Source organism: Mesorhizobium sp. WSM4808, from assembly GCF_055811675.1.
On the sequence record NZ_JBVVQX010000003.1, the window covers coordinates 36307 to 56529 of the forward strand.

The window sequence follows — 20223 nt, forward strand, 5'->3', positions numbered from 1 at the left end:
GCCCGTCATGAAACCATGATCAAGAACGCGCATGAAGCGCGCGACCTCAATTGATTCGACCTTGCCGCCTCACTTCGACCCCGTGCCCGTCCGGGTGCGCTGGAGCGAAGCGAGAGCAGCGGTCTGGTCGCCGTTCCGGCATCGTCTCAAGGCAACCGTCGACCTTTCCTGCAAAGGGCCGCCATGCGCATATTGATGGTCACGGATGCCTGGCGGCCGCAGGTTAACGGCGTTGTCCACACGCTGGAGCGACTCACCGAGACGCTGAAATCTTTCGATGTCGCCGTGGATTTCCTGACGCCGAACATCTTTCGCACCCTGCCCTTGCCGACCTATCCCGACATCAGGCTGGCGCTGACCACGCCCGGCCAAGTCGCGCGCCTGATCGACGCAGGCAAGGCCGACCACATCCACATCGTCACCGAAGGGCCGCTCGGCATCATGGCGCGGCGCTATTGCCGCAATGCCGGCCGGCCGTTCACCACCAGCTATCATACGCGCTTCCCCGAATATCTCAGCGCACGGCTGCCGGTGCCGGAAAGCTGGGCCTATCGCTGGCTGCGCGATTTCCACAATTCCGGCCAAGGCACGCTGGTCGCCACCCAGTCGCTCGCAGACGACCTCTCGGCGCGCGGCTTCACCAAGCTGCGGCCGTGGACGCGCGGCGTCGATACCGATCATTTCCGGCCCGACAAGAAGAAGGATCTCGGCTTCCCGGGCCCGGTCTTCCTCTGCGTCGGCCGCGTCGCCATCGAAAAGAACCTCTCCGCCTTCCTCGACCTCGACCTGCCGGGCAGCAAGGTGATCGTCGGCGAAGGCCCCGAGCTTGCCAGGCTGAAGGCAAAATATCCGCAAGCGCATTTCCTCGGCCATCGCCCCAACGACGAACTGGCCGAGATCTATGCCTCGGCCGATGTCTTCGTCTTCCCGAGCCGCACCGACACGTTCGGCAACGTCATCATCGAGGCATTGGCCAGCGGCACGCCGGTTGCCGCCTATCCGGTGACCGGGCCGATCGACATTGTCGGCGACGGCTTTGGCGGCGCGGTCTCCAACGATCTGCGCGAGGCCTCGCTTGCCGCGCTCAATGTAGACCGTGCCGAAGCACGCGAACGCGCCATGCGCTACAGCTGGAAGGCTTGTGCAGAGATGTTCCTCGACACGGTCGAGGAAGCGCTGGGAACGACGCGCAAGCTGGCGGCCTAAAACAACCTGCCGCCATCCGGCACCTTGCGCTCGATCGCGCCGAGCACCACCGCGCCCTCTTCGTCGGGAAAGCCGAGCGTCAGCACTTCCGACATGAATGGACCGATCTGGCGCGGCGGGAAATTGACCACCGCGAACACCTGCCGGCCGATCAGCGTCTCCGGTGTATAATATTTGGTGATCTGCGCCGACGATTTCTTGATGCCGATGCCGGCGCCGAAATCGATCTTCAGCTTGAATGCGGGCTTGCGCGCCTCGGGAAACGGCTCGGCCTCGACGATCGTGCCGGCGCGGATGTCGACACGATCGAAATCGGCAAAACTGATCTCGGGCTTGCGCTCGCTGTTCGAACTCATCTTGGTTCTTGTCTGCCTTGCGGGGACTCAGGCGTTGCCGTAGGTCTCGAACAGCACGCCGGCCAGGGCGTCCTTGGCCGAGGTTCCCGACCAGACAACGAACTGGAACGCCTGGAAATAGCATTCGCAGGCTTCCAGCGCCGACGACAGCAACACTTCGACCTGCTGGCTCGACGGCTCGACCCCGCCGGCCAGCAGCAGCGACTGGCGGAACATGATCGCGCCCTCCTGCTCCCAGAGGTCGAAATGGCCAAACAGCATCTGCTCGTTGATCAGCGACAAGAGCCGCATCACTTCCAGCGCGCGGGTCTCCGGCACCTTGATGTCGAAGGCGCAGGCAAGGTGCAGCGCCTCGAAATCCTCCATCCACGAGAAGGAGACGTGATAGTCGGTCCAGCTTCCGGCAACCGAGATCGAAATCTCGTCGTCGCCGGCCCGCTCAAAGGACCAGTCGTTGTTGTGGGCCACCTGCTCGATAACATCCACCGGATGGATTTCGCGGGAGAATTCGAGTTCGAGAAGTTCCATGGAATGCTTCCTGTCGTTCTGTACGAGCGCCGCCACACGCTCCGCGGGAGGGCACACACAACGAACAATCTTGTCTAGAACTCGGACGACCAGGACTTTCTTCGCGCAAAAGACTACCTTCTCGACGCAAAGACCCCAGACCGGACCCCACCGCCCGGTCGCATGACCCTGCTCCGAATCATGCAACAAATTCAGTCTATTGATCGGGAGTCGCGTGAACAGCCCAATTTTTCGCACTGCGTCATTCGCATGTGGAAAGCCGCTGTCACAAAGATTCATGCAATGCCGTTAAGCGATTCACGGCAAAGCGCTTTTCAGGATCGGGCTATGTGGAAAAGTTTAACGATTATTTTTTTGTGCGCGGCTTGGCCGCCGTCGCTGGTGTGGCGTCGCCGGCCAGTTCGGCAAGCTTCGCCTCGAGCGCCTCGATGCGGGCGGCAAGGCGAGTGTTTTCTTCCCGCGCCTTGGCGGCCATCTCGCGCGCGGCTTCGAACTCTTCGCGCTGCACCACGTCCATGGTGTTGAGAATGCGTTCGGCCTGCCCCTTGAAGGCCGTCTCCACCTCCCGGCGCACGCCCTGGGCGGCGCCGGCGGCGTCGGTCATCAGCTTGGCGAATTCATCGAGAATGCGGTTCGGTCCGGTCGACATGGCAAATCCTCGCGCTTGCACAAATTGACGTAGTGGCGCTGCGCGTCGAATGCAAGCATGTTGCGCCGCGCTGCGGCATCAAGTCGAGGGCGCCCACCTTGCCTTGACCCTGCCAAAACCCTGCCGCATGGTCCGCGCGCAAACGCGTTTCGAAATGAGAGTTCCCCGTTGAACGAATATTTCCTGCTGCCGCTGGCCTCCTTGCCCTTCCCCAACATCAACCCGATCCTCATCCAGATCGGGCCGCTGGCGGTGCACTGGTATGGCGTCGGCTATATCGTCGGCATCCTGTTTGCCTGGTGGTACGCCAAGCGGCTCGCCGCCAATGCCAGGCTGTGGCCGAACGGCGTCCTGCCGATGAAGCCGGAGGATCTCGACGACTTCATCGTCTGGGCGGCCATCGGCGTCGTGCTCGGCGGCCGCACCGGCTATGTGCTGTTCTATGATCTGCCACGCTACATCGCCCACCCGCTCGATATCTTGGCGGTCTGGCAAGGCGGTATGTCGTTCCATGGCGGCCTGCTTGGCGTCATCCTCGCCATGACGCTGTTTTCCATCAAGCGCGGCATCCGCACCTGGTCGCTGTTTGACGTCGTGGCGGCCGGCGTGCCGGTCGGCCTTGGCCTGGTGCGCGTCGCCAACTTCATCAACTCCGAGTTGTGGGGGCGCCCAACCGACGTGCCCTGGGCTTTCGAATTCCCCAATGGCGGGCCGTTTGCCCGTCACCCGAGCCAGCTCTACGAGGCGCTTCTCGAAGGCGTGGTGCTGTTCCTCGTGCTGCGCATTCTCACCCATTCGCGCCTCAAGCTGAAGACGCCGCGCTTCGTCGGCGGCGCCTTCATCTGCGGCTACGGCCTGTCGCGCATTTTTGTCGAGTTCTTCCGCGAGCCCGACCAGCAGCTCGGCTACCTCCTCGGCACCAACTGGCTGACCATGGGCATGATCCTGTCGACGCCGATGGTGCTGGCCGGCATCTGGGCGATGCTGACCGCCAAGCCGGTGACGCAGCCGCAGCCGGCATGACACGGCTGAAGACCCGCATCGTCGACCTGATCGAGGCCCTGGGGCCGATACCGATCAACGAATACATGGCGATGTGCCTGTTCGACCCGGCGGACGGCTACTACACGACGCGCGAGCCTTTTGGTGCGGCCGGTGACTTCATCACCGCGCCGGAGATCAGCCAGATGTTCGGTGAACTGGTCGCCGTGTGGATGTACCAGGCGTGGCAGGCGAGCGGCCGGCCGCTGCCGGCCACCATCGCCGAGATCGGCCCCGGCCGCGGCACGCTGATGAAGGACATGCTGCGTACGCTGTCGCGGCTCGATCCTGATCTGGCCAGCGGCGCCACCTTCGCCATGATCGAGACCAGCCCGCGCCTGACCGAGGTGCAAAAGCAGACGCTTGGCGCCACACCCTTCGCGGTTGGCTGGCATGAAACCATCGAGACCTTGCCGCAGCAACCGCTGTTCATCGTCGGCAACGAACTGTTCGACGCCGTGCCCATCCGCCAGTTCCTCCGCGCCGGCGCCGGCTGGCGCGAGCGCGTGGTCGGCCTCGACGAGACCAACGACCTTTGCTTCTTCGCCGGCGCCGGCTCGGTCGACCCGACGCTGCTGCCCGCCGATGCCACCCAAGCGCCGCAAGGTTCGATCGCCGAAGTGGCGCCTGCCCGCACCGCGCTCATGGCAACGATCGCCGAGCGCATATCCAGGCATGGCGGCGCCGGCCTGTTTCTCGACTATGGCCATCTCCAGCCGGGTGTCGGGGACACGCTGCAGGCCTTGCGCAGCCACGATCACGAAGATGTGCTGGCCAATCCCGGTGAGGCCGACCTCACCTCCCATGTCGATTTCGCCGCCCTGGCCGCGATCGTGCGTGCACATGGCCTCGAAGCCCATCTGACGACACAGGGCGACTTCCTGCTCGGCATGGGCATCCTCGAGCGCGCCGGCCGGCTTGGCGCCGATGCCGGCCAGGCGGCGCGCGAAAGGATCGCCGGCGACGTCGAGCGCCTCGCAGGGCCGCAAGCCATGGGCGAGCTGTTCAAGGTGCTTGCGGTACTGCCTCGCGGCGTGGCGGTTCGGCCCTTCGCCGGGGCGGATTGACTTTTTACCGCCGCCCCTCCCAATCTCCCGTCCGCGCTTTGCAGCGCCTGTTCTCGACCAAGCACCTTCTTCTTGACGAAACCGCCCACACGGACAACAACGCCCGCATGCTGAATCAGACCAAACCGGATCCCGTTCGGTCGCCGCTGCTGGACAAGGCGCAGGCACAAGGCATCCGCCACGGCTATTTCACCCGCATCGGCGGTGTCTCCGGCGGCATCTACCAGGGCCTCAACATCGGCACCGGATCGAATGACGACCAGGCGCTGGTCGCAGAGAACCGCGGCCGCGTCGCCGCCTGGATGGGCGTGCCGGCGAACCATCTGTTGACCGCCTGGCAAATCCATTCGCCCGACGTCATCATCGCCAGGGAGCCCTTTGCCGGCGAGCGGCCCAAGGCAGACGCCATCGTCACCGACCGGCCGGGCATCGCCATCGGCGCTTCGACCGCCGATTGCGGTCCCGTGCTGTTCGCGGATGCTGAGGCGCGCATCATCGGCGCCGCGCATGCCGGCTGGAAAGGCGCGTTCACCGGCGTGCTCGAAAACACCATCCTGGCAATGGAAAGCCTCGGTGCCCGGCGTCAAAACATCGTCGCCGTGCTGGGCCCCTCCATCGGCCCTGATAACTACGAGGTCGGCCCGGAATTCGTCGCCCGCTTTGTCGATGCCGACGCCGAAAACATCCTCTATTTCGCGCCGTCCGCCAATGCCGGCCATGCCATGTTCGACCTCAACCGCTACACGGTTGACCGGCTGGCCGAGGCCGGCGTGACGGCTGAGGGCCTCGACCGCTGCACTTACGCCGAGGAAGGCCTGTTCTACTCCTACCGGCGCACCACGCATCGCAAGGAGCCCGATTACGGCCGGCAGGTTTCGGCAATCGTCTTGGAGAGGGAATAATGGCGCTGCATTTTGAACGATCTGAATTTGACGCGCGGCGCGACCGGCTGATCATCGAGATGGCCGAAAAGAAGCTTGATGCCATCCTGCTGTTCGCGCAGGAAAGCATGTACTGGCTGACCGGCTACGACACGTTCGGCTTCTGCTTCTTCCAGTGCCTGGTGGTGAAGGCCGACGGTTCGATGGTGCTGCTGACCCGCTCGGCCGACCTGCGCCAGGCGCGTCAGACCTCGATTATCGACAACATCGTCTTGTGGACGGACCGTAATGGCGCCAATCCGGCGGTAGACCTGCGTAATCTGCTCAACGAACTCGACCTGCTCGGAGCCCGCATCGGTGTCGAATACGACACCCATGGCCTGACCGCGTTCAATGGCCGACGGCTCGACGAACAGTTGCAGACCTTCGGCCAGATCGCCGATGCGTCCGGCATTGTCGGCCGCCTGCGCCTGTTCAAGAGCCCGGCCGAGATCGCCAAGGCCGAGAAGGCCGCCAATCTCTCCGACGATGCGCTCGACGCGGCGCTGCCGCTGATCAAGCAAGGCGGCGACGAAGCCCTGATCCTGGCCGCCATGCAGGGTGCGATCTTTGCCGGCGGCGGCGACTATCCGGCCAACGAATTCATCATCGGCTCCGGCGTCGATGCGCTGCTGTGCCGCTACAAGGCCGGCCGCCGCAAGCTCACCAAAAATGACCAGCTGACGCTCGAATGGGCCGGCGTCTTCAACCACTACCACGCACCGATGATGCGCACGGTGCTGACCGGCAAGGTGTCGAAGCGCCATCAGGAATTGTTCGACGCCGCCCGCGCGGCACTCCTGGCTGTCGAAAAGGCGATGACGCCGGGCAACAGCTTCGGCGACGTCTTCGATGCGCATGCCCGCACCATGGAGGCACACGGCCTGACCAAGCACCGGCTGAACGCCTGCGGCTATTCGGTCGGCGCCCGCTTCACCCCGTCCTGGATGGACATGCCGATGTTCTACCAGGGCAATCCCGAACCGATCGCGCCCAACATGACGCTGTTCGCCCATATGATCATCATGGACTCCGATACCGAGACGGCGATGACGCTTGGCCGCACCTACCTGACCACCGAATCCCAGCCCAAGCCGCTGTCCCGCCATGATCTCGACTTGATCGTACAGTGAATCCACAATGGGAGGCGTTCTTCGCCAAGGAGTTAGAAGGCAAATGAGACGATCGCATGTGACGACCGTGTCATTGCTTGTGGCATTGGCTCTTGCCGCCTGCACCAACGCAAAGGACGTGCTCGAACCGTCGGCGATCACTCCGCCGGCGACGTCGACCCAGACGCTGCCCGCCACCAGCACGGCGGGCGCTCCCGCAACCACCGCCGCACCGGTCACATCAGCCCAAAGCGCTGCCATCCTGTCGAAGACCCGCCTGCAGATCGCGCCGATCGTCGGCGCTTCGGTGGAAGCCGCGACACCTCTGACGGCGGAGTTGCAGACCCGCGCCAGGCAGCGCGGTATCACGCTCGCCGGCAGCGCCGACCAGACCGTGACACATGTGCTGAAGGGCTATTTCTCGACGATGTCGGAAGGCGCCGACACCACCGTCATCTATGTCTGGGATGTCTATGACCCCGCCGGCAACCGGCTGCACCGCATCAATGGTCAGCAGAGGGCCCCGTCGGTCAATTCCGGCGCCAGCGCGGGCGGCGACAGCTGGAAGGGGGTCTCGCCGGCCACCATGCAGACGATCGCCGACCAGACCATCGACCAATTCGCGGCCTGGCTCGGCGGCAAGGCGGGCTAGAGGCATCGGGCCCAAAAAGTGGAGACGGTTTTGGGAAAATCCAATGCCCAACGAGAAGAAGGAGCAGCGCAAGTCCGCTGCTCCCTGTTGCAGCCCGGCGATGGCGCGGAGCTTTCTTGAGTTTAGCCGGCGGATTCCCGATCTCGGCGCTTGCAATACCGGCGCGGGCCGCTAAAAGCCCGGTTAAAGGGCGCAAGCGAGTCCGTCAGGTCTCATCATCCTCCACCAGGAACCGTGCATGAAACTCTTCGCGGGCAATTCCAACAGGGTGCTGGCCGAAGCGGTCGCCCGGTACCTCAACGTCCCGCTGGGCAAAGCCACGGTCAGGCGCTTCGCCGACCAGGAAATCTTCGTCGAAATCCAGGAAAACGTGCGCGGCGAGGATGTCTTCATCCTGCAATCGACCTCGTTCCCGACCAACGATCATTTGATGGAATTGCTCATCATGATCGATGCCTTCATGCGTTCCTCGGCCAAGCGCATCACGGCGGTCATCCCCTATTTCGGCTACGCCAGGCAGGACCGCCGCGCCTCCGGCCGCACGCCGATCTCGGCCAAGCTGGTCGCCAACATGATCACCCGCGCCGGTGTCGACCGCGTTCTGACACTTGACCTGCATGCCGGCCAGATCCAGGGCTTCTTCGATATTCCGACCGACAATCTGTTTTCCGTGCCGGTGATGGCCCGCGACGTGAAGGCCAAATACAAGCAACTCGGCAACGTCGTGGTTGTCTCGCCCGACATTGGCGGCGTGGTCCGCGCCCGTGCGCTGGCCAAGCGCTTCGATGCGCAATTGGCCATCGTCGACAAGCGCCGCGAACGGCCCGGCGAATCGGAAGTCATGAACATCATCGGCGCGGTCGCCGGCAAGGATTGCCTGCTGATCGACGACATCGTCGATTCCGGCGGCACGCTGTGCAACGCCGCCGATGCACTGCTGGCCAACGGCGCCACCAGTGTCACCGCCTATATCACCCACGGTGTGCTGTCGGGCGGTGCGGTTGCCCGCATCAGCGGCTCGAAGCTGCAGGAACTGGTGATCACCGATTCCATCCAGCCCACCCAGGGCGTGCTCGACGCGCCCAACATCCGCGTCATCTCGATCGCCGACCTCATGGGCGAAGCCATTTCGCGCACCGCGACCGAGGAATCGGTGTCGAGCCTGTTCGACTAGAGCAATTCTAGCTAGAGCAATTCTAGGAAAAGTGTGAAGCGGTTTTCCCGGGAAAAGCGCGTAGCGCTTTCCCTAGAGAATTACGTCAAAACAAAGAGTTAGAGCAGCTCGCCGTTTCCATGAAACGGTAAAATGCTCTAGAACAGCACCTGCCGTTGCGGCGCAGGGCTTTCCAACCGAACCGGGCCGACCAGGCGACGAGCGACCTCGACGCTTTCTCGTGCGCCGCGCATATAGCCGCGCGGCGAGGTTCCCAGCATGCGCTTGAACATGGTGATGAAGGCCGGCACGCTGTCATAGCCGAGATCGAGCGCCACCCTGGTGATCGGCTCGCCGTCCGCCAGCCTGGGCAGCGCCGCGAACAGGCAGGCCTGCTGGCGCCATGTCGACAGCGACAGGCCGGTCTGGCGCTGGAAGGCGCGGGTGAAGGAGCGGCGGCTCATGCCGGCGGCATCCGCCCATTCATCGATGGTCGCATGCGGCGACGGTGCCGCGACGAAGCGCCGGCAGAGCGCCGACAGCCTTGGATCGGACGGGAATGGCAGGCCGAGCGGCCGTTCCGGCAAGGTCGGGATTTCGTGCAGCAAAAGGTTCATGATCAGCCCACCACGTCCTTCCAGAACGCCGCCTTGCGGCAGCTTTTCCGATTCCACGATCAGGCTGTGCATCAGGTCGGTGACGCCGACGACGCGCAAGCCTTCGGGCAGCCCGGGGATCGCCTGTGGCATGACATAGACCGAACGCATCGAGACATCGCCCAGCATCTCGACGGAATGCTCGGTGCCGGCTGGAATCCACATCGCGTGGTCGGGCGGCACCATCCAGCGCCCGTAGCGCGTCGTCACCAGCACCACGCCGACAAGCGCATGCAAGAGCTGGCTGCGGCTGTGGCGGTGTTGCGGCACACGGTAGCCATCGGGATATTCGGTCGGCAATGCCACCGCCGGCCCGGCCACTTGCTCAAGCCACTGCCAGCGGCTCTCGTGCAACTGCCCGAGATTGGCGTTGCCAGCGTGAAAGACTTCTTTGCCGTGCGGCATCCGATATGGCCCACTTGCGAAACTATTGGACCAAACCACGAAAGAAGTCATCCCGCAAGCAGCTTATAAGGCACCGGTCCCAAGCGCTCCACAGGAGCGTCCGACAAGGCGGCCGCAGGTGCGTCCGACAAGGCGGCCGCAGGTGCGTCCGTCAACTGCCTGCGGGCCTGCCCGCCAAAAAGACCACGGAGCCTACCTTGACCGATACGACAGCCGCCAGCGTCGCCCCACCGGCGACCACCAGTCACGCTTCAGCCCAGGCGACGGCCTTCACCGTCATCCTGGCGGTGAGCTTCTGCCACTGCATCAACGACATCATGCAGTCGCTGCTGTCGGCCATTTACCCGCTCCTGAAAGAGAATTATGGCCTCGATTTCTGGCAGATCGGCTTGTTGACCTTCACCTTCCAGGTGACCGCGTCGCTGCTGCAGCCTGTGATCGGCATGATCACCGACAAGCGGCCGATGCCCTATTCGCTGCCCTACGGCATGGCGTCATCGCTGATCGGCCTGATTGTGCTCGCCTATGCCGGGCACTATTCGCTGCTCCTGATCGGCGCCTCGCTGATCGGCATCGGCTCGGCGATCTTCCATCCGGAATCCTCGCGCATCGCCCGCTTCGCCTCCGGCGGCCGCTTCGGCCTGGCGCAGTCGCTGTTCCAGGTTGGCGGCAATTTCGGACAGTCCATGGGGCCGCTGCTGGCAGCCTTCATCGTCGTGCCGTTCGGCCAGACCAGCATTTCCTGGTTCGCCATCGGCTCGCTGATCGGCATCATCGTTTTGTGGCAGGTCGGCGGCTGGTACAGCCGGCTGCGTGCCGCACAGGGCACCCGCAAGGCGGCGAGCTTCGTTTCGCCCTTCCCGCGCCGCAAGGTGATGAACGCATTGATCGTGCTGACCCTGCTGGTGCTGAGCAAGAATGCCTACATCGCCAGCCTCGCCAGCTACTACACCTTCTATTCCATGCATAAGTTCGGCGTTTCGGTGCAGATGAGCCAAGTCATGCTGTTCCTGTTCCTCGGAGCCTCGGCGCTGGGCATCCTGCTCGGCGGCCCATTCGGCGACCGCTACGGGCAGAAGGCGATGATCTGGTTCTCCATCGTCGGCGTGCTGCCCTTCACGCTCGCCTTGCCCTACGCCAATCTGGAATGGACGATGGTGCTGACGGTGCTGATCGGCCTGATCCTGTCCTCTGCCTTCTCGAACATCGTCGTCTTTGCGCAGGAACTCGTGCCGGGCCGCGTCGGCATGATCGCCGGCATCTTCTTCGGCTTCGCCTTCGGCATGGGCGGCATCGCGGCGGCCGTGCTCGGTATCGTCGCCGATATGAAGGGCATCGATTTCGTCTTCCAGATCTGCTCGTATTTGCCGTTTCTTGGATTGCTCACCGTGTTCCTGCCAAACATGAAGGAAGCGCGCAAAGCGCAGGCGGCCGCCTAGATCAGGCGGGTCTGCCGCTGTCACAAAAATGCACCCGCCTGATGACGGGTGCATTTTTGTGGGCCATGGCCTTAAGCCTTGAAGAAGGCCAGCAGGTCGGCGTTGATGATGTCTGCATGGGTCGTGGCCATGCCGTGCGGGAAGCCCTTGTAGACCTTGAGCTCGCCCTTCTTGAGCAGCTTGATCGTCAGCAGCGCCGAATCGGCGATCGGAACGATCTGGTCGTCGTCTCCGTGCATGACCAGGACAGGCACGTCGATTGCCTTCAGATCCTCGGTGAAGTCGGTTTCCGAGAAAGCCTTGATACAATCATAATGCGCCTTGGTGCCGCCCATCATGCCCTGGCGCCACCAATTGTCGATGACGCCCTGCGAGATGTCCGCGCCCGGACGGTTGAACCCGTAGAACGGACCTGATGGAACGTCGCGGAAGAACTGGGCGCGATTGGCTGCCTGGGCGGAGCGGAAGCCGTCGAACACTTCGATCGGCAGGCCGCCGGGATTGGCGGCAGTCTTGAGCATGATTGGCGGCACCGCGCCGATCAGCACCGCCTTGGCGACACGGCCGCCGGCGCCATAGTTGGCAACATAGCGCGCCACTTCGCCGCCGCCGGTCGAATGTCCGACATGAATGGCATTCTTGAGGTCAAGATAAGCGGCGAGTTCCGCGACATCGGCGGCATAGGTGTCCATTTCGTTGCCGATATCCGTCTGGGTCGAGCGCCCATGGCCACGCCGATCATGGGCAATGACACGGTAGCCTTGCGACAGGAAGAACAGCATCTGGGCGTCCCAATCGTCGCTGCTCAACGGCCAGCCATGATGGAAGACGACAGGCTGCCCGGTCCCCCAGTCCTTGTAGTAAATCTGCGTTCCGTCCTTGGTGGTGATCGTACCGCTGCCGGAGCCGGGCTTGGTTTGCGAGGTCATCTCAATCTCCTTTGGTTATGTCCGCAATAAACAATATCGCGATAACCATATAGCTAACGCGGCCCAAAACCCTTGTCCACAAAAATATGTATCGCGATATTATTTTTCGTGGTATCGAATTGATGCCCATATTGGCAAAAGGAATGCGCCGTGCCTCTCCCGTTGGACAATCAGCTCTGTTTCACGCTCTACGCCACCAGCATGGCGATCAACCGCACCTACAAGCCGATGCTGGACGATATGGGCATCACCTATCCGCAGTACCTGGTACTGAACGCGCTTGGAGAGGCCGACGGCATGTCGGTCGGCACGATCGCCCACAGGCTCGCTCTGGAATCGAGCACCGTCACGCCGCTGGTGAAGCGAATGGAGCAGGCCGGGCTGGTGACGCGCCAGCGCAGCCAGACCGACGAGCGCCAGGTGCAGGTCGATCTGACATCAGCCGGGCGCGGGCTGCTTGTCCAGTGCAACTGTCTGAACGAGACCTTGGTCGAACGCTCGGGCATGACGCTGGCCGAGCTCGATGCCTTGAACCGGCAGATCCAGGCGCTACGCAACGCGTTGACCGGCGACCGCTAGCCCCTTGCTTGGCCCTGTCATGGATTGATTGCAATCAGCACGGCTTTTGACGGCGGCTAAGCCAAACGTCGGACAGAGGCCATCATCATGCGGACTTAAGCACGGCAAATGACCGTTTGCGCATGGCCCGCTTTGCCTGGAAACTGACAGCGGGAGCGGGGCGGCCGACATGGAAGCCCTGGATCTTGTCTATGCCGAATTCGCGCATCAAAGCCATCTGTTCGTCGGTTTCCACCCCTTCGACCAGGATCTTGTGGCCGCGATTTCGAACCAGGGTGATGATGTCCTGCAGCATCGCCTTGCCGCTCAGGGAGCTGCAGTCGTGCAGAAAAGAGCGGTCGATCTTCACCGTGTCGAAATCGATCAGGCGAAGCCACGAAAGGCCCGCAAAGCCGGTCCCGAAATCATCAAGCCATATCTTGATCCCGAGCAGCTTCAGGTCGCTGATGCAGCGCAGAATGTCCGAGTGCATCTCCATCTCCAGCCCTTCGGTGATCTCGAAGGCCAGCCTGCTGCCGGCGACGCCGGTTTCGCCCAGAATGGTCGCGACAGACGTTGCGAAGCCAGGTGTCTTAAGCTGGATCGGAGAGACGTTGACGCTGACGACACGGACGTGGTCGTCCGCCAGGAGCTCGGCGCACACCGTCCTTATCGCCCAGCGCCCGAGTTCCAGGATCGCGCCGGTTCGTTCCGCGACGGGAATGAACAGGCTCGGCGGAACCGATGTGCCATCCAGCATTTTGAGGCGCATCAGAGCCTCCACCGCTTCAACCCGGTCCGATTTGACATCCTGGATAGGCTGATAAACCAGTGAAACGAGATTCTGGCCGATCGCGATCTTCAGCAAGGCCGCAATGTTCTCGCTCTCGTCGCTGCTTTGCGGATCGGTTGGGTCGAACAGCCGGGCACAGTTTCGGCCGCCGGCTTTTGCCAGATAAAGCGCGCGATCGGCCTCGTGGATGATCTTCTCCAGCTTGGCCCCGGTCTGCGTCCTGGTGAATGCGGCACCAACGCTCACGGTTACGATCGAGACGCCGTCGCGCCGCAGTTCGTGCGTCAGAGCCAGGTTCTCCACTGTGCTGCAAATGGCTTCCGCGATGTCCAGGATCTGCTCTTTTTTCTCCATGCGAGCCAGGACGATGAACTCTTCACCGCCATAGCGGCCGATGGAGCCATTATACTGTTTGATCATATCGCTAAGGGCATTGGCGACATGGATCAGGCAGCGGTCGCCTTCTTGATGGCCGTAGCAGTCATTGAATTTCTTGAAGAAGTCCACGTCGATGAGGATCGCCCCGAAGCTGGTGCCTACCTTTTGCCATTCGCTCCAGTAGTCCCGCAGCTTTTCGTCGATCGCGCGCCGGTTCTCCAGACCCGTCAGCGGATCGGTCCGCGACAACCTCAGCAGGGCCTTGCCGCGTTCGGTCGCCTCATTGTGCTGGATCTTGGCTTCCAGGGCATTCAGGAAGACGTTGTAGCGTTCCTCATTCAGCTTCCAGTTCACATACGAGGTGAACGTGAAACAGGAAATATAAAAAGCCCCGAATACCATTTTATATGTAAGGGTTGAAGGAACGAAATAATTCACGATGTAAAGTATGCACAATATTATTGCGGAAGTTACGATGGAAAGCTTGAAGTTGAACGTAAAGAAAAGATTTGCGCTCATCATGAATATGGTCCCGAAGACCATATAGTAGGAGACGCTTTCCTTGTCCGCGCCAAGAACCGCTGGGCACAACCAACCAACATAGCCGAAGATGATGGCTCCGGCGCAGGTCACGTCGAGCCATTCCGTTCCAATCCCCCGGCGAAGCTGTGCTTCGAGGATCAAAAGCGCGCTCAAGCCGACCGCGAAGCGCGCCGTGATCGTGTAGGCGGCAACGTCCGGGATCAGCAGCAGATCCGTTGCCGAAAACAAGAGATAGATCGCAACCGCAATCCAGAGCCCTGGCCTGGCTTCTCCTCTTCGCGTCGCCTGCGCTTCGGTGCGGTAAAGGGTGCGGAGCTCGTCGGCGCTCAGTTCATAGCGCGGCTCGTACGGCTCCGCATCAACCGTATCAACCAATACGGAGGACAGGTGTTCGTTCATCACAATAGACCCCGTTTGAAAGGGATTTTGTTTTCCGAACTCATTTCCAGCTTCTGCCCCCACGCGGGCCGGCTCCTTTGGGACGCGACGGCGATTGCGACGCCGGGCAAACAAATGCAATCGCGCAAGACAAGTTTCCGTTAACTCGAACCCGGAATTCGGGCCGGAAGCCGTCTAAAGAGGAACATGGTTGGCGGGAAATTAATCATAACGATAAAATGCCGTCAGCCCGACATTGGCAAATGGAGCATTCTACGCAATAAGTTAACCGACTGTTAACTATGGAGTGATGGCGTGCAGACCGTTCTTGATGGCAAAAGCTTGATTACTGCCGCGATGCTCGCCGGCACGCTGCCTCGGGGAAAGCTCGAGCATCATGGCGAAGCGTTCGAAACCGCGCGCGCGGAGCTGGCGCTCATTCTCCACGCGACACAGCAGCAGATCGAACAGGACAAGAACCCCGCCGAGATCGTCGGTCGCTTGCTGTCCTTCCTCAATGGCCTGCATTCCAAGGTTCATCCCGACGTCTGGCATGCGTTGATACCGGTGGCGCAGAACCATCCGATCCTGAAGTATTTTCTCGAGGATCCGCTGACGCACTGGTCCTTCACCAAGCCCAGGGGCTATTCCGGCGACGCGCAGTTGCTTGATTACATCTATTGCGACCCGCACGTGGCAGAGAGCGTGGCCAATGCCTCGGAGATCGGCAAGGCGCTCTATAGCCATACCCAGAACGTACCCTCATGCGTCGCGGCACGGGAACGACGCGACCTCCTGACCCGATATGTCGACGAGATTGCGGTCAAGAATGGACCGCAAACCGAGGTCCTGGCGATCGCGGCCGGCCATTTGCGGGAGGCCAATCGCTCGGTAGCCTTGACGGAGGGCCGTCTCAAGCGCTGGATTGCGCTCGATCAGGATCCCCAGAGCGTTGGGCTGATCGCGCGCGACTTCCAGGGCACCGCGGTCGAAGCCATCGACGGCTCGGTGCGAACCGTGCTCACGCGGGGCCACAAGCTCGGCAAGTTCGATTTCATCTATGCCTCCGGCCTCTACGACTACCTCGCCCACAACGTCGCGGTGAAACTCACGAAGACCTGCCTGCAGATGTTGAAGCCGAACGGGACGTTCCTGTTTGCGAACTACGCCGAGGGCACGCCTGACGCCGGCTACCGGGAGACATTCATGGACTGGGTGTTGCTGCTGCGATCGGAGGTCGATATGTGGAACATCGTCAATGCCAGCGTCGACCGCAACACCGTCGAGGCGCGGGTGTTCTTCGGCGAGAACCGCAACGTGCTTTATGCCGTCATCGAAAAGCGCGGATAGCGACCGCCTGGACTGCACCAGGCTGGGCGTGCCTTTGGCTTGCACCTCCGGCCGCCTTCCGCTATAGAGCCGCCACCCGCGTAGACACCCTTGGAGGCAACGCGGCGGAAGGCCGCCTTCCCGCATGATCCCGAAAAGTGGATTCCGGTTTTCGGACCAGATCATGCATGGGTATGTCGGCTTTCGACGTTTACGGTCCAGGCACTCTGCCAACCGTGAGCGCTCCAGTAAACCGAAAGGAAATGCCATGAGCCACGACACTTACGAGCTCAAGGCCGAAGCACGCGAACAGGTCGGTAAGGGGTCCGCCCGTGCAGTTCGCCGCAACGGTAAAGTGCCTGCAGTAATCTATGGTGACAAGCAGCCTCCCCTGGCTATCGCGCTCACCTACAAGGACATCTACTACAAGATCCATGGCGGCGGGTTCCTGACCACGATCGCCACGATCGATGTCGACGGCAAGAAGATCCAGGTCCTGCCGAAGGACTTCCAGCTCGACCCGGTCAAGGATTTCCCTGTCCATGTCGACTTCCTGCGCATCGGCAAGGACACCGAAGTCAATGTCGACGTGCCTGTCCACTTCATCAACGAGGACAAGTCGCCCGGCATCAAGCGCGGCGGCGTGCTCAACATCGTGCGTCACGAAGTCGAGTTCCACTGCCCGGCCAATGCGATCCCGGAGTTCATCACCGTCGATCTCACCGGCGCCAACATCGGCGACTCGATCCACATCTCGGCGGTCAAGCTGCCGGCTGGCGTCAAGCCTGTGATCTCCGACCGCGACTTCACCATCGCGACCATTGCCGGTTCGTCGGCGATGAAGCCGGAGACGGAAGAGACGGCTGAAGCGGCTGCACCTGAGGCAGCTCCTGCCGCCGACGAGAAGTAACTCTTTCACGCCCGGAGCAGGCGATGCTGCTGTTTGCAGGTCTCGGCAATCCGGGCGCGAAATACGCTGACAACCGCCACAATGTCGGTTTCATGGCGGCGGACGCAATCGCCCGCCGCCATTCCTTTTCGCCCTGGTCGAAGAAATTCCAGGGCCTGATTTCCGAGGGCACGCTCGGCGGCGAAAAAATCGTCCTGATCAAGCCGCAGACCTTCATGAACCTGTCCGGCCAGTCGGTCGGCGAAGCACTGCGCTTCTACAAGCTCGAGCTTTCCGCGCTCACCGTCTTCTATGACGAGATCGACCTTGCCGAAGGCAAGCTGCGCATCAAGACCGGTGGCGGCGCCGGCGGCCACAACGGCATCCGGTCGATCGACGGCCATATCGGCAATGGCTATCGCCGCGTGCGCATCGGCGTCGGCCATCCCGGCGTCAAGGAAATGGTCCAGCACCATGTGCTCGGCAATTTCGCCAAAGCCGACCGCGAATGGCTCGACCCGCTGCTCGACGCGATCGCCGACAATGCCGCCATGATCGTCAAGGGCGACGAATCCGGCTTCATGAATAAGGCCAGTCTCGCCGTCCAGGGCAAGGCCGGGCCGGAGCCCGAAAAGCCAGCGCAGAAGCAGCCGGCGCACAAGCAGCAAAGTCATGTCCGCCAAGCACGGCCTCAACAGCCGGTGGTCAAGCTGCCGGAAAGCGGTCCAATGGCCGCCATGCTGAAGAAGCTGTTCGGCGGCAAGGACTGAGCATCGAGGGACCGAAGGGCTTGACGTTGATCACCCCTATCGCCCATAGCCCTGATCAAATTTCTATTTTCCCGATAGGACCGAACAAAAATGGGTTTCAAATGCGGCATCGTTGGCTTGCCCAACGTCGGCAAGTCGACGCTTTTCAACGCGTTGACCAGAACGGCTGCGGCGCAAGCCGCCAACTATCCATTCTGCACCATCGAACCGAACACCGGCGAGGTGGCGGTGCCAGATCCGCGCCTGCAGAAGATCGCGGCGATCGCCAAGTCGAAGGAGATCATTCCAACTCGCATCTCTTTCGTCGACATTGCCGGCCTGGTGCGCGGTGCCTCGAAAGGCGAAGGGCTGGGCAACCAGTTCCTCGCCAACATCCGCGAGGTCGACGCCATCGTGCATGTGCTGCGCTGCTTCGAGGATGACGACATCACCCATGTCGAGGGCCGCATCGACCCCGTCGCCGATGCCGAGACGGTCGAGACCGAGCTGATGCTTGCCGACCTCGACAGCCTAGAGCGCCGCATCGTGCAGATCCGCAAGCGCGCCGGCAGCAAGGACAAGGAAGCGACGACCGTGCTGCCGTTGATGGAGGCAGCGCTCGAACTGCTGCAGGCCGGCAAGCCGACCCGCATCCTGCTCAAGGGTATTTCGGCCGAAGATTTGCGCATCCTGCAGGGCCTGAACCTTCTGACCTCGCATCCCGTGCTCTATGTCTGCAATGTCGCGGAGGCCGACGCCGCCACCGGCAACGAACACACCAGGGCCGTGGAAAAGATGGCCACCGCCCAGGGCGCCGGCACAGTGGTGATCTCGGCGGCGATCGAAGCCGAGGTCGCGCAGCTCTCGGACGAGGAAGAGATGGAATTCCTGTCCTCGCTCGGCCTCGACGAGCCAGGCCTCAACAAGGTCATCCGCGCCGGCTACGATTTGCTGCACCTCATCACCTATTTCACCGCCGGGCCGAAGGAGACGCGCGCCTGGACCATTCATAGGGGCGACAAGGCGCCACAGGCCGCCGGTGTCATCCACACCGATTTCGAGCGCGGCTTCATCCGCGCCCAGACCATCTCCTACAACGACTTCGTCACACTGGGCGGCGAAGTGGCGGCCAAGGAAGCCGGCAAGGCGCGCGACGAAGGCAAGGAATATGTCGTCCAGGACGGCGATGTGCTGTTGTTCAAGTTCAACACCTGATGCCTGAAGCGCTCGAGAACATCCCGGCAAGCTGTCGGCGAAGTTCCTCGATACATGCTTCCAAGGCGACGGCGGCCATCCGCCCTACAGCCGGTTGTCTTGATTTTGTCACGTCACAGGTCTAAGCGGCAGACGCACGGTCGGCGCTGACGTCGAGAACCCGTGCAATCCAACACGACGCGTCAATCCGAACGCACCCTTTGGCCCCAGCAAGGGATATCAGGCGATGATCAAGGCCTTCGTCGTGGACAATGACCGCCTGCGCGTCGTCGACGATCTCCTGGCAAACAGCGAGACCATCGTCTGGGCGGACCTGTTCAACCCGACAAAGGAAGAGGAAGCGACGATCGAGAGCTGGCTCGGCGTTGCCATTCCGACGCGCGAGGAGATGGAGGAGATTGAGATTTCGAGCCGCCTCTATGTCGAGGACGGCGCCTATTTCATGACCGCCACCCTGCCCGCCCAGACCGAAATCGACGATCCCTTGATGTCCCCGGTTACCTTCGTGCTCGCCGGCACAAGACTGATCACGGTGCGCTACCACGAACCGAAAGCTTTCAAGACCTTTCCGCAGCGCGCCGAAAAGGTGGCGACCGGCTGCACCAGCGGCGACACCATTCTGATCGGCTTGCTGGAGGCGATCGTCGACCGTCTTGCCGACATTCTGGAACGCGCCGGCCGCGACATCGAGGCGATCTCGCGCGATATCTTCGAGGCGCGGTCGACCAAGGTTTCCAAGCGCAACCGTGATTTCCAGGAGTTGCTGAAAGCCATCGGCCGCAAGGAGGACATCGCCTCCTCGATCCGCGACAGCCTGATCTCGCTGCAGCGCCTGGCAGGCTTCTTCGCCCATGCCTCGACCCGCACCAAGATGAGCAAGGACACCAAGGCGCGCATCAAGACGCTGTCTCGCGACGTGCTGTCGCTCGCCGACCACGCCACCTTCCTGTCGCAGAAGATCTCCTTCCTGCTGGACGCCACGCTCGGCATGATCTCGATCGAGCAGAACGCCATCATCAAGATCTTCTCGGTCGCCGCCGTCATTTTCCTGCCGCCGACTTTGGTCGCCTCGGTCTACGGCATGAATTTCGACATCATCCCCGAGTTGAAATGGCAACTTGGCTATCCCTTCGCCATCGCCATGATGGTGCTGTCGGCGATCCTGCCCTTCTGGTACTTCCGCCGCCGCGGCTGGCTCTGAGTGGCGTTGTCGGTCCTGCCACAGGCTGGCGCAGTAGAAATCGCTTGACCAAATGAACGCCGGCCTGCATCCGGAAA

General features: G+C 62.0%; 20 protein-coding genes. 14 read left to right on the forward strand and 6 right to left on the reverse strand.

All coding sequences use genetic code 11. The features are described 5' to 3' along the window. Positions 1-183: 183 nt before the first annotated feature. Positions 184-1206 carry a glycosyltransferase family 4 protein gene (locus AC0L2U_RS05465; protein WP_473601538.1) on the forward strand — a complete coding sequence of 341 codons (1023 nt, stop codon included), beginning with the start codon at positions 184-186 and terminating at the stop codon, positions 1204-1206. Here the strand turns inward: AC0L2U_RS05465 and AC0L2U_RS05470 are convergent. The 3 genes from AC0L2U_RS05470 to AC0L2U_RS05480 form a co-directional block, all read right to left on the reverse strand. Further along, positions 1203-1562, reverse strand: coding sequence for a tRNA-binding protein (locus AC0L2U_RS05470; RefSeq protein ID WP_127261686.1), 360 nt, complete (start codon positions 1560-1562; stop codon positions 1203-1205). The two genes, AC0L2U_RS05465 and AC0L2U_RS05470, sit on opposite strands and share 4 nt — an antisense overlap. Before the next feature lie 27 nt (positions 1563-1589). Beyond that, complete coding sequence (locus AC0L2U_RS05475) at positions 1590-2090, reverse strand: type III secretion system chaperone family protein (protein WP_013893499.1); 501 nt, start codon at positions 2088-2090, stop codon at positions 1590-1592. Positions 2091-2436: 346 nt separating this feature from the next. After that, a complete protein-coding gene (locus tag AC0L2U_RS05480; protein ID WP_013530008.1) occupies positions 2437-2739 on the reverse strand; it encodes an accessory factor UbiK family protein in 303 nt (100 codons plus the stop codon). 168 nt (positions 2740-2907) lie between these two features. On the opposite strand from AC0L2U_RS05480, the gene lgt reads away from it, so the two are divergent. From lgt to AC0L2U_RS05510, 6 genes are all read left to right on the forward strand, one after another. Beyond that, positions 2908-3762 carry a prolipoprotein diacylglyceryl transferase gene (lgt, locus tag AC0L2U_RS05485; RefSeq protein WP_127396991.1) on the forward strand — a complete coding sequence of 285 codons (855 nt, stop codon included), beginning with the start codon at positions 2908-2910 and terminating at the stop codon, positions 3760-3762. Beyond that, the gene (locus tag AC0L2U_RS05490; RefSeq protein ID WP_127809535.1) at positions 3759-4847 is read left to right on the forward strand and encodes a class I SAM-dependent methyltransferase; all 1089 of its coding nucleotides are present in this window, start codon (positions 3759-3761) and stop codon (positions 4845-4847) included. Before lgt ends, AC0L2U_RS05490 begins: the two co-directional genes overlap by 4 nt. A 107-nt stretch (positions 4848-4954) precedes the next feature. Further along, positions 4955-5749, forward strand: a complete 795-nt coding sequence (gene pgeF / locus AC0L2U_RS05495; RefSeq protein WP_127380566.1) for a peptidoglycan editing factor PgeF — start codon at positions 4955-4957, stop codon at positions 5747-5749. Further along, positions 5749-6900 (forward strand): M24 family metallopeptidase, encoded by a 1152-nt coding sequence (locus AC0L2U_RS05500; protein ID WP_127270541.1) that lies wholly within the window; start codon positions 5749-5751, stop codon positions 6898-6900. The genes pgeF and AC0L2U_RS05500 overlap by 1 nt, the downstream gene beginning before the upstream one ends. Before the next feature lie 43 nt (positions 6901-6943). Beyond that, the gene (locus AC0L2U_RS05505) at positions 6944-7531 is read left to right on the forward strand and encodes a hypothetical protein (protein ID WP_473601539.1); all 588 of its coding nucleotides are present in this window, start codon (positions 6944-6946) and stop codon (positions 7529-7531) included. A 238-nt stretch (positions 7532-7769) separates the two neighbouring features. Continuing rightward, positions 7770-8705, forward strand: a complete 936-nt coding sequence (locus tag AC0L2U_RS05510) for a ribose-phosphate pyrophosphokinase (RefSeq protein WP_013530002.1) — start codon at positions 7770-7772, stop codon at positions 8703-8705. Positions 8706-8842: 137 nt separating this feature from the next. Here the strand turns inward: AC0L2U_RS05510 and AC0L2U_RS05515 are convergent, their stop codons facing one another. After that, a complete protein-coding gene (locus AC0L2U_RS05515) occupies positions 8843-9745 on the reverse strand; it encodes an AraC family transcriptional regulator (protein WP_127397287.1) in 903 nt (300 codons plus the stop codon). A 197-nt stretch (positions 9746-9942) separates the two neighbouring features. Between AC0L2U_RS05515 and AC0L2U_RS05520 the strand changes: the two genes are divergently transcribed. Then, positions 9943-11184 (forward strand): MFS transporter, encoded by a 1242-nt coding sequence (locus AC0L2U_RS05520; protein ID WP_164873804.1) that lies wholly within the window; start codon positions 9943-9945, stop codon positions 11182-11184. Positions 11185-11255: 71 nt separating this feature from the next. On the opposite strand, the gene AC0L2U_RS05525 is transcribed toward AC0L2U_RS05520, so the two are convergent. Further along, the gene (locus AC0L2U_RS05525; RefSeq protein ID WP_127809533.1) at positions 11256-12113 is read right to left on the reverse strand and encodes an alpha/beta fold hydrolase; all 858 of its coding nucleotides are present in this window, start codon (positions 12111-12113) and stop codon (positions 11256-11258) included. Between the two features lie 150 nt (positions 12114-12263). Here AC0L2U_RS05525 and AC0L2U_RS05530 point away from each other — a divergent pair, with 150 nt between their 5' ends. Continuing rightward, positions 12264-12692 carry a MarR family winged helix-turn-helix transcriptional regulator gene (locus AC0L2U_RS05530; protein WP_127397024.1) on the forward strand — a complete coding sequence of 143 codons (429 nt, stop codon included), beginning with the start codon at positions 12264-12266 and terminating at the stop codon, positions 12690-12692. Between the two features lie 85 nt (positions 12693-12777). On the opposite strand, the gene AC0L2U_RS05535 is transcribed toward AC0L2U_RS05530, so the two are convergent. Then, positions 12778-14784 carry a putative bifunctional diguanylate cyclase/phosphodiesterase gene (locus tag AC0L2U_RS05535; protein ID WP_127397023.1) on the reverse strand — a complete coding sequence of 669 codons (2007 nt, stop codon included), beginning with the start codon at positions 14782-14784 and terminating at the stop codon, positions 12778-12780. Positions 14785-15078: 294 nt separating this feature from the next. Here AC0L2U_RS05535 and AC0L2U_RS05540 point away from each other — a divergent pair, with 294 nt between their 5' ends. From AC0L2U_RS05540 to corA, 5 genes are all read left to right on the forward strand, one after another. Further along, positions 15079-16113 (forward strand): class I SAM-dependent methyltransferase, encoded by a 1035-nt coding sequence (locus AC0L2U_RS05540; protein WP_127397022.1) that lies wholly within the window; start codon positions 15079-15081, stop codon positions 16111-16113. A 247-nt stretch (positions 16114-16360) separates the two neighbouring features. Continuing rightward, positions 16361-17002 carry a 50S ribosomal protein L25/general stress protein Ctc gene (locus AC0L2U_RS05545; protein WP_127270548.1) on the forward strand — a complete coding sequence of 214 codons (642 nt, stop codon included), beginning with the start codon at positions 16361-16363 and terminating at the stop codon, positions 17000-17002. A 23-nt stretch (positions 17003-17025) separates the two neighbouring features. After that, a complete protein-coding gene (gene pth, locus AC0L2U_RS05550) occupies positions 17026-17751 on the forward strand; it encodes an aminoacyl-tRNA hydrolase (protein WP_127809531.1) in 726 nt (241 codons plus the stop codon). Between the two features lie 90 nt (positions 17752-17841). Then, positions 17842-18945, forward strand: a complete 1104-nt coding sequence (gene ychF, locus AC0L2U_RS05555; protein ID WP_128288935.1) for a redox-regulated ATPase YchF — start codon at positions 17842-17844, stop codon at positions 18943-18945. Positions 18946-19171: 226 nt separating this feature from the next. Next, on the forward strand, positions 19172-20146 hold the full coding sequence (gene corA, locus AC0L2U_RS05560) for a magnesium/cobalt transporter CorA (protein WP_127396071.1): 975 nt from the start codon (positions 19172-19174) through the stop codon (positions 20144-20146). The last annotated feature ends 77 nt before the right edge of the window (positions 20147-20223 follow it).

Bases quoted from the DNA above. Each gene is read 5' to 3' on its own strand.
- AC0L2U_RS05465 (WP_473601538.1), top strand. From the start codon at position 184: ATGCGCATATTGATGGTCACGGATGCCTGGCGGCCGCAGGTTAACGGC.
- AC0L2U_RS05510 (WP_013530002.1), top strand. From the start codon at position 7,770: ATGAAACTCTTCGCGGGCAATTCCAACAGGGTGCTGGCCGAAGCGGTC.
- pgeF (WP_127380566.1), top strand. From the start codon at position 4,955: ATGCTGAATCAGACCAAACCGGATCCCGTTCGGTCGCCGCTGCTGGAC.
- AC0L2U_RS05480 (WP_013530008.1), bottom strand. From the start codon at position 2,739: ATGTCGACCGGACCGAACCGCATTCTCGATGAATTCGCCAAGCTGATG.
- corA (WP_127396071.1), top strand. From the start codon at position 19,172: ATGATCAAGGCCTTCGTCGTGGACAATGACCGCCTGCGCGTCGTCGAC.
- pth (WP_127809531.1), top strand. From the start codon at position 17,026: ATGCTGCTGTTTGCAGGTCTCGGCAATCCGGGCGCGAAATACGCTGAC.
- AC0L2U_RS05500 (WP_127270541.1), top strand. From the start codon at position 5,749: ATGGCGCTGCATTTTGAACGATCTGAATTTGACGCGCGGCGCGACCGG.
- ychF (WP_128288935.1), top strand. From the start codon at position 17,842: ATGGGTTTCAAATGCGGCATCGTTGGCTTGCCCAACGTCGGCAAGTCG.
- AC0L2U_RS05525 (WP_127809533.1), bottom strand. From the start codon at position 12,113: ATGACCTCGCAAACCAAGCCCGGCTCCGGCAGCGGTACGATCACCACC.
- AC0L2U_RS05505 (WP_473601539.1), top strand. From the start codon at position 6,944: ATGAGACGATCGCATGTGACGACCGTGTCATTGCTTGTGGCATTGGCT.
- AC0L2U_RS05515 (WP_127397287.1), bottom strand. From the start codon at position 9,745: ATGCCGCACGGCAAAGAAGTCTTTCACGCTGGCAACGCCAATCTCGGG.
- AC0L2U_RS05545 (WP_127270548.1), top strand. From the start codon at position 16,361: ATGAGCCACGACACTTACGAGCTCAAGGCCGAAGCACGCGAACAGGTC.
- AC0L2U_RS05470 (WP_127261686.1), bottom strand. From the start codon at position 1,562: ATGAGTTCGAACAGCGAGCGCAAGCCCGAGATCAGTTTTGCCGATTTC.
- AC0L2U_RS05490 (WP_127809535.1), top strand. From the start codon at position 3,759: ATGACACGGCTGAAGACCCGCATCGTCGACCTGATCGAGGCCCTGGGG.
- AC0L2U_RS05535 (WP_127397023.1), bottom strand. From the start codon at position 14,784: ATGAACGAACACCTGTCCTCCGTATTGGTTGATACGGTTGATGCGGAG.
- AC0L2U_RS05475 (WP_013893499.1), bottom strand. From the start codon at position 2,090: ATGGAACTTCTCGAACTCGAATTCTCCCGCGAAATCCATCCGGTGGAT.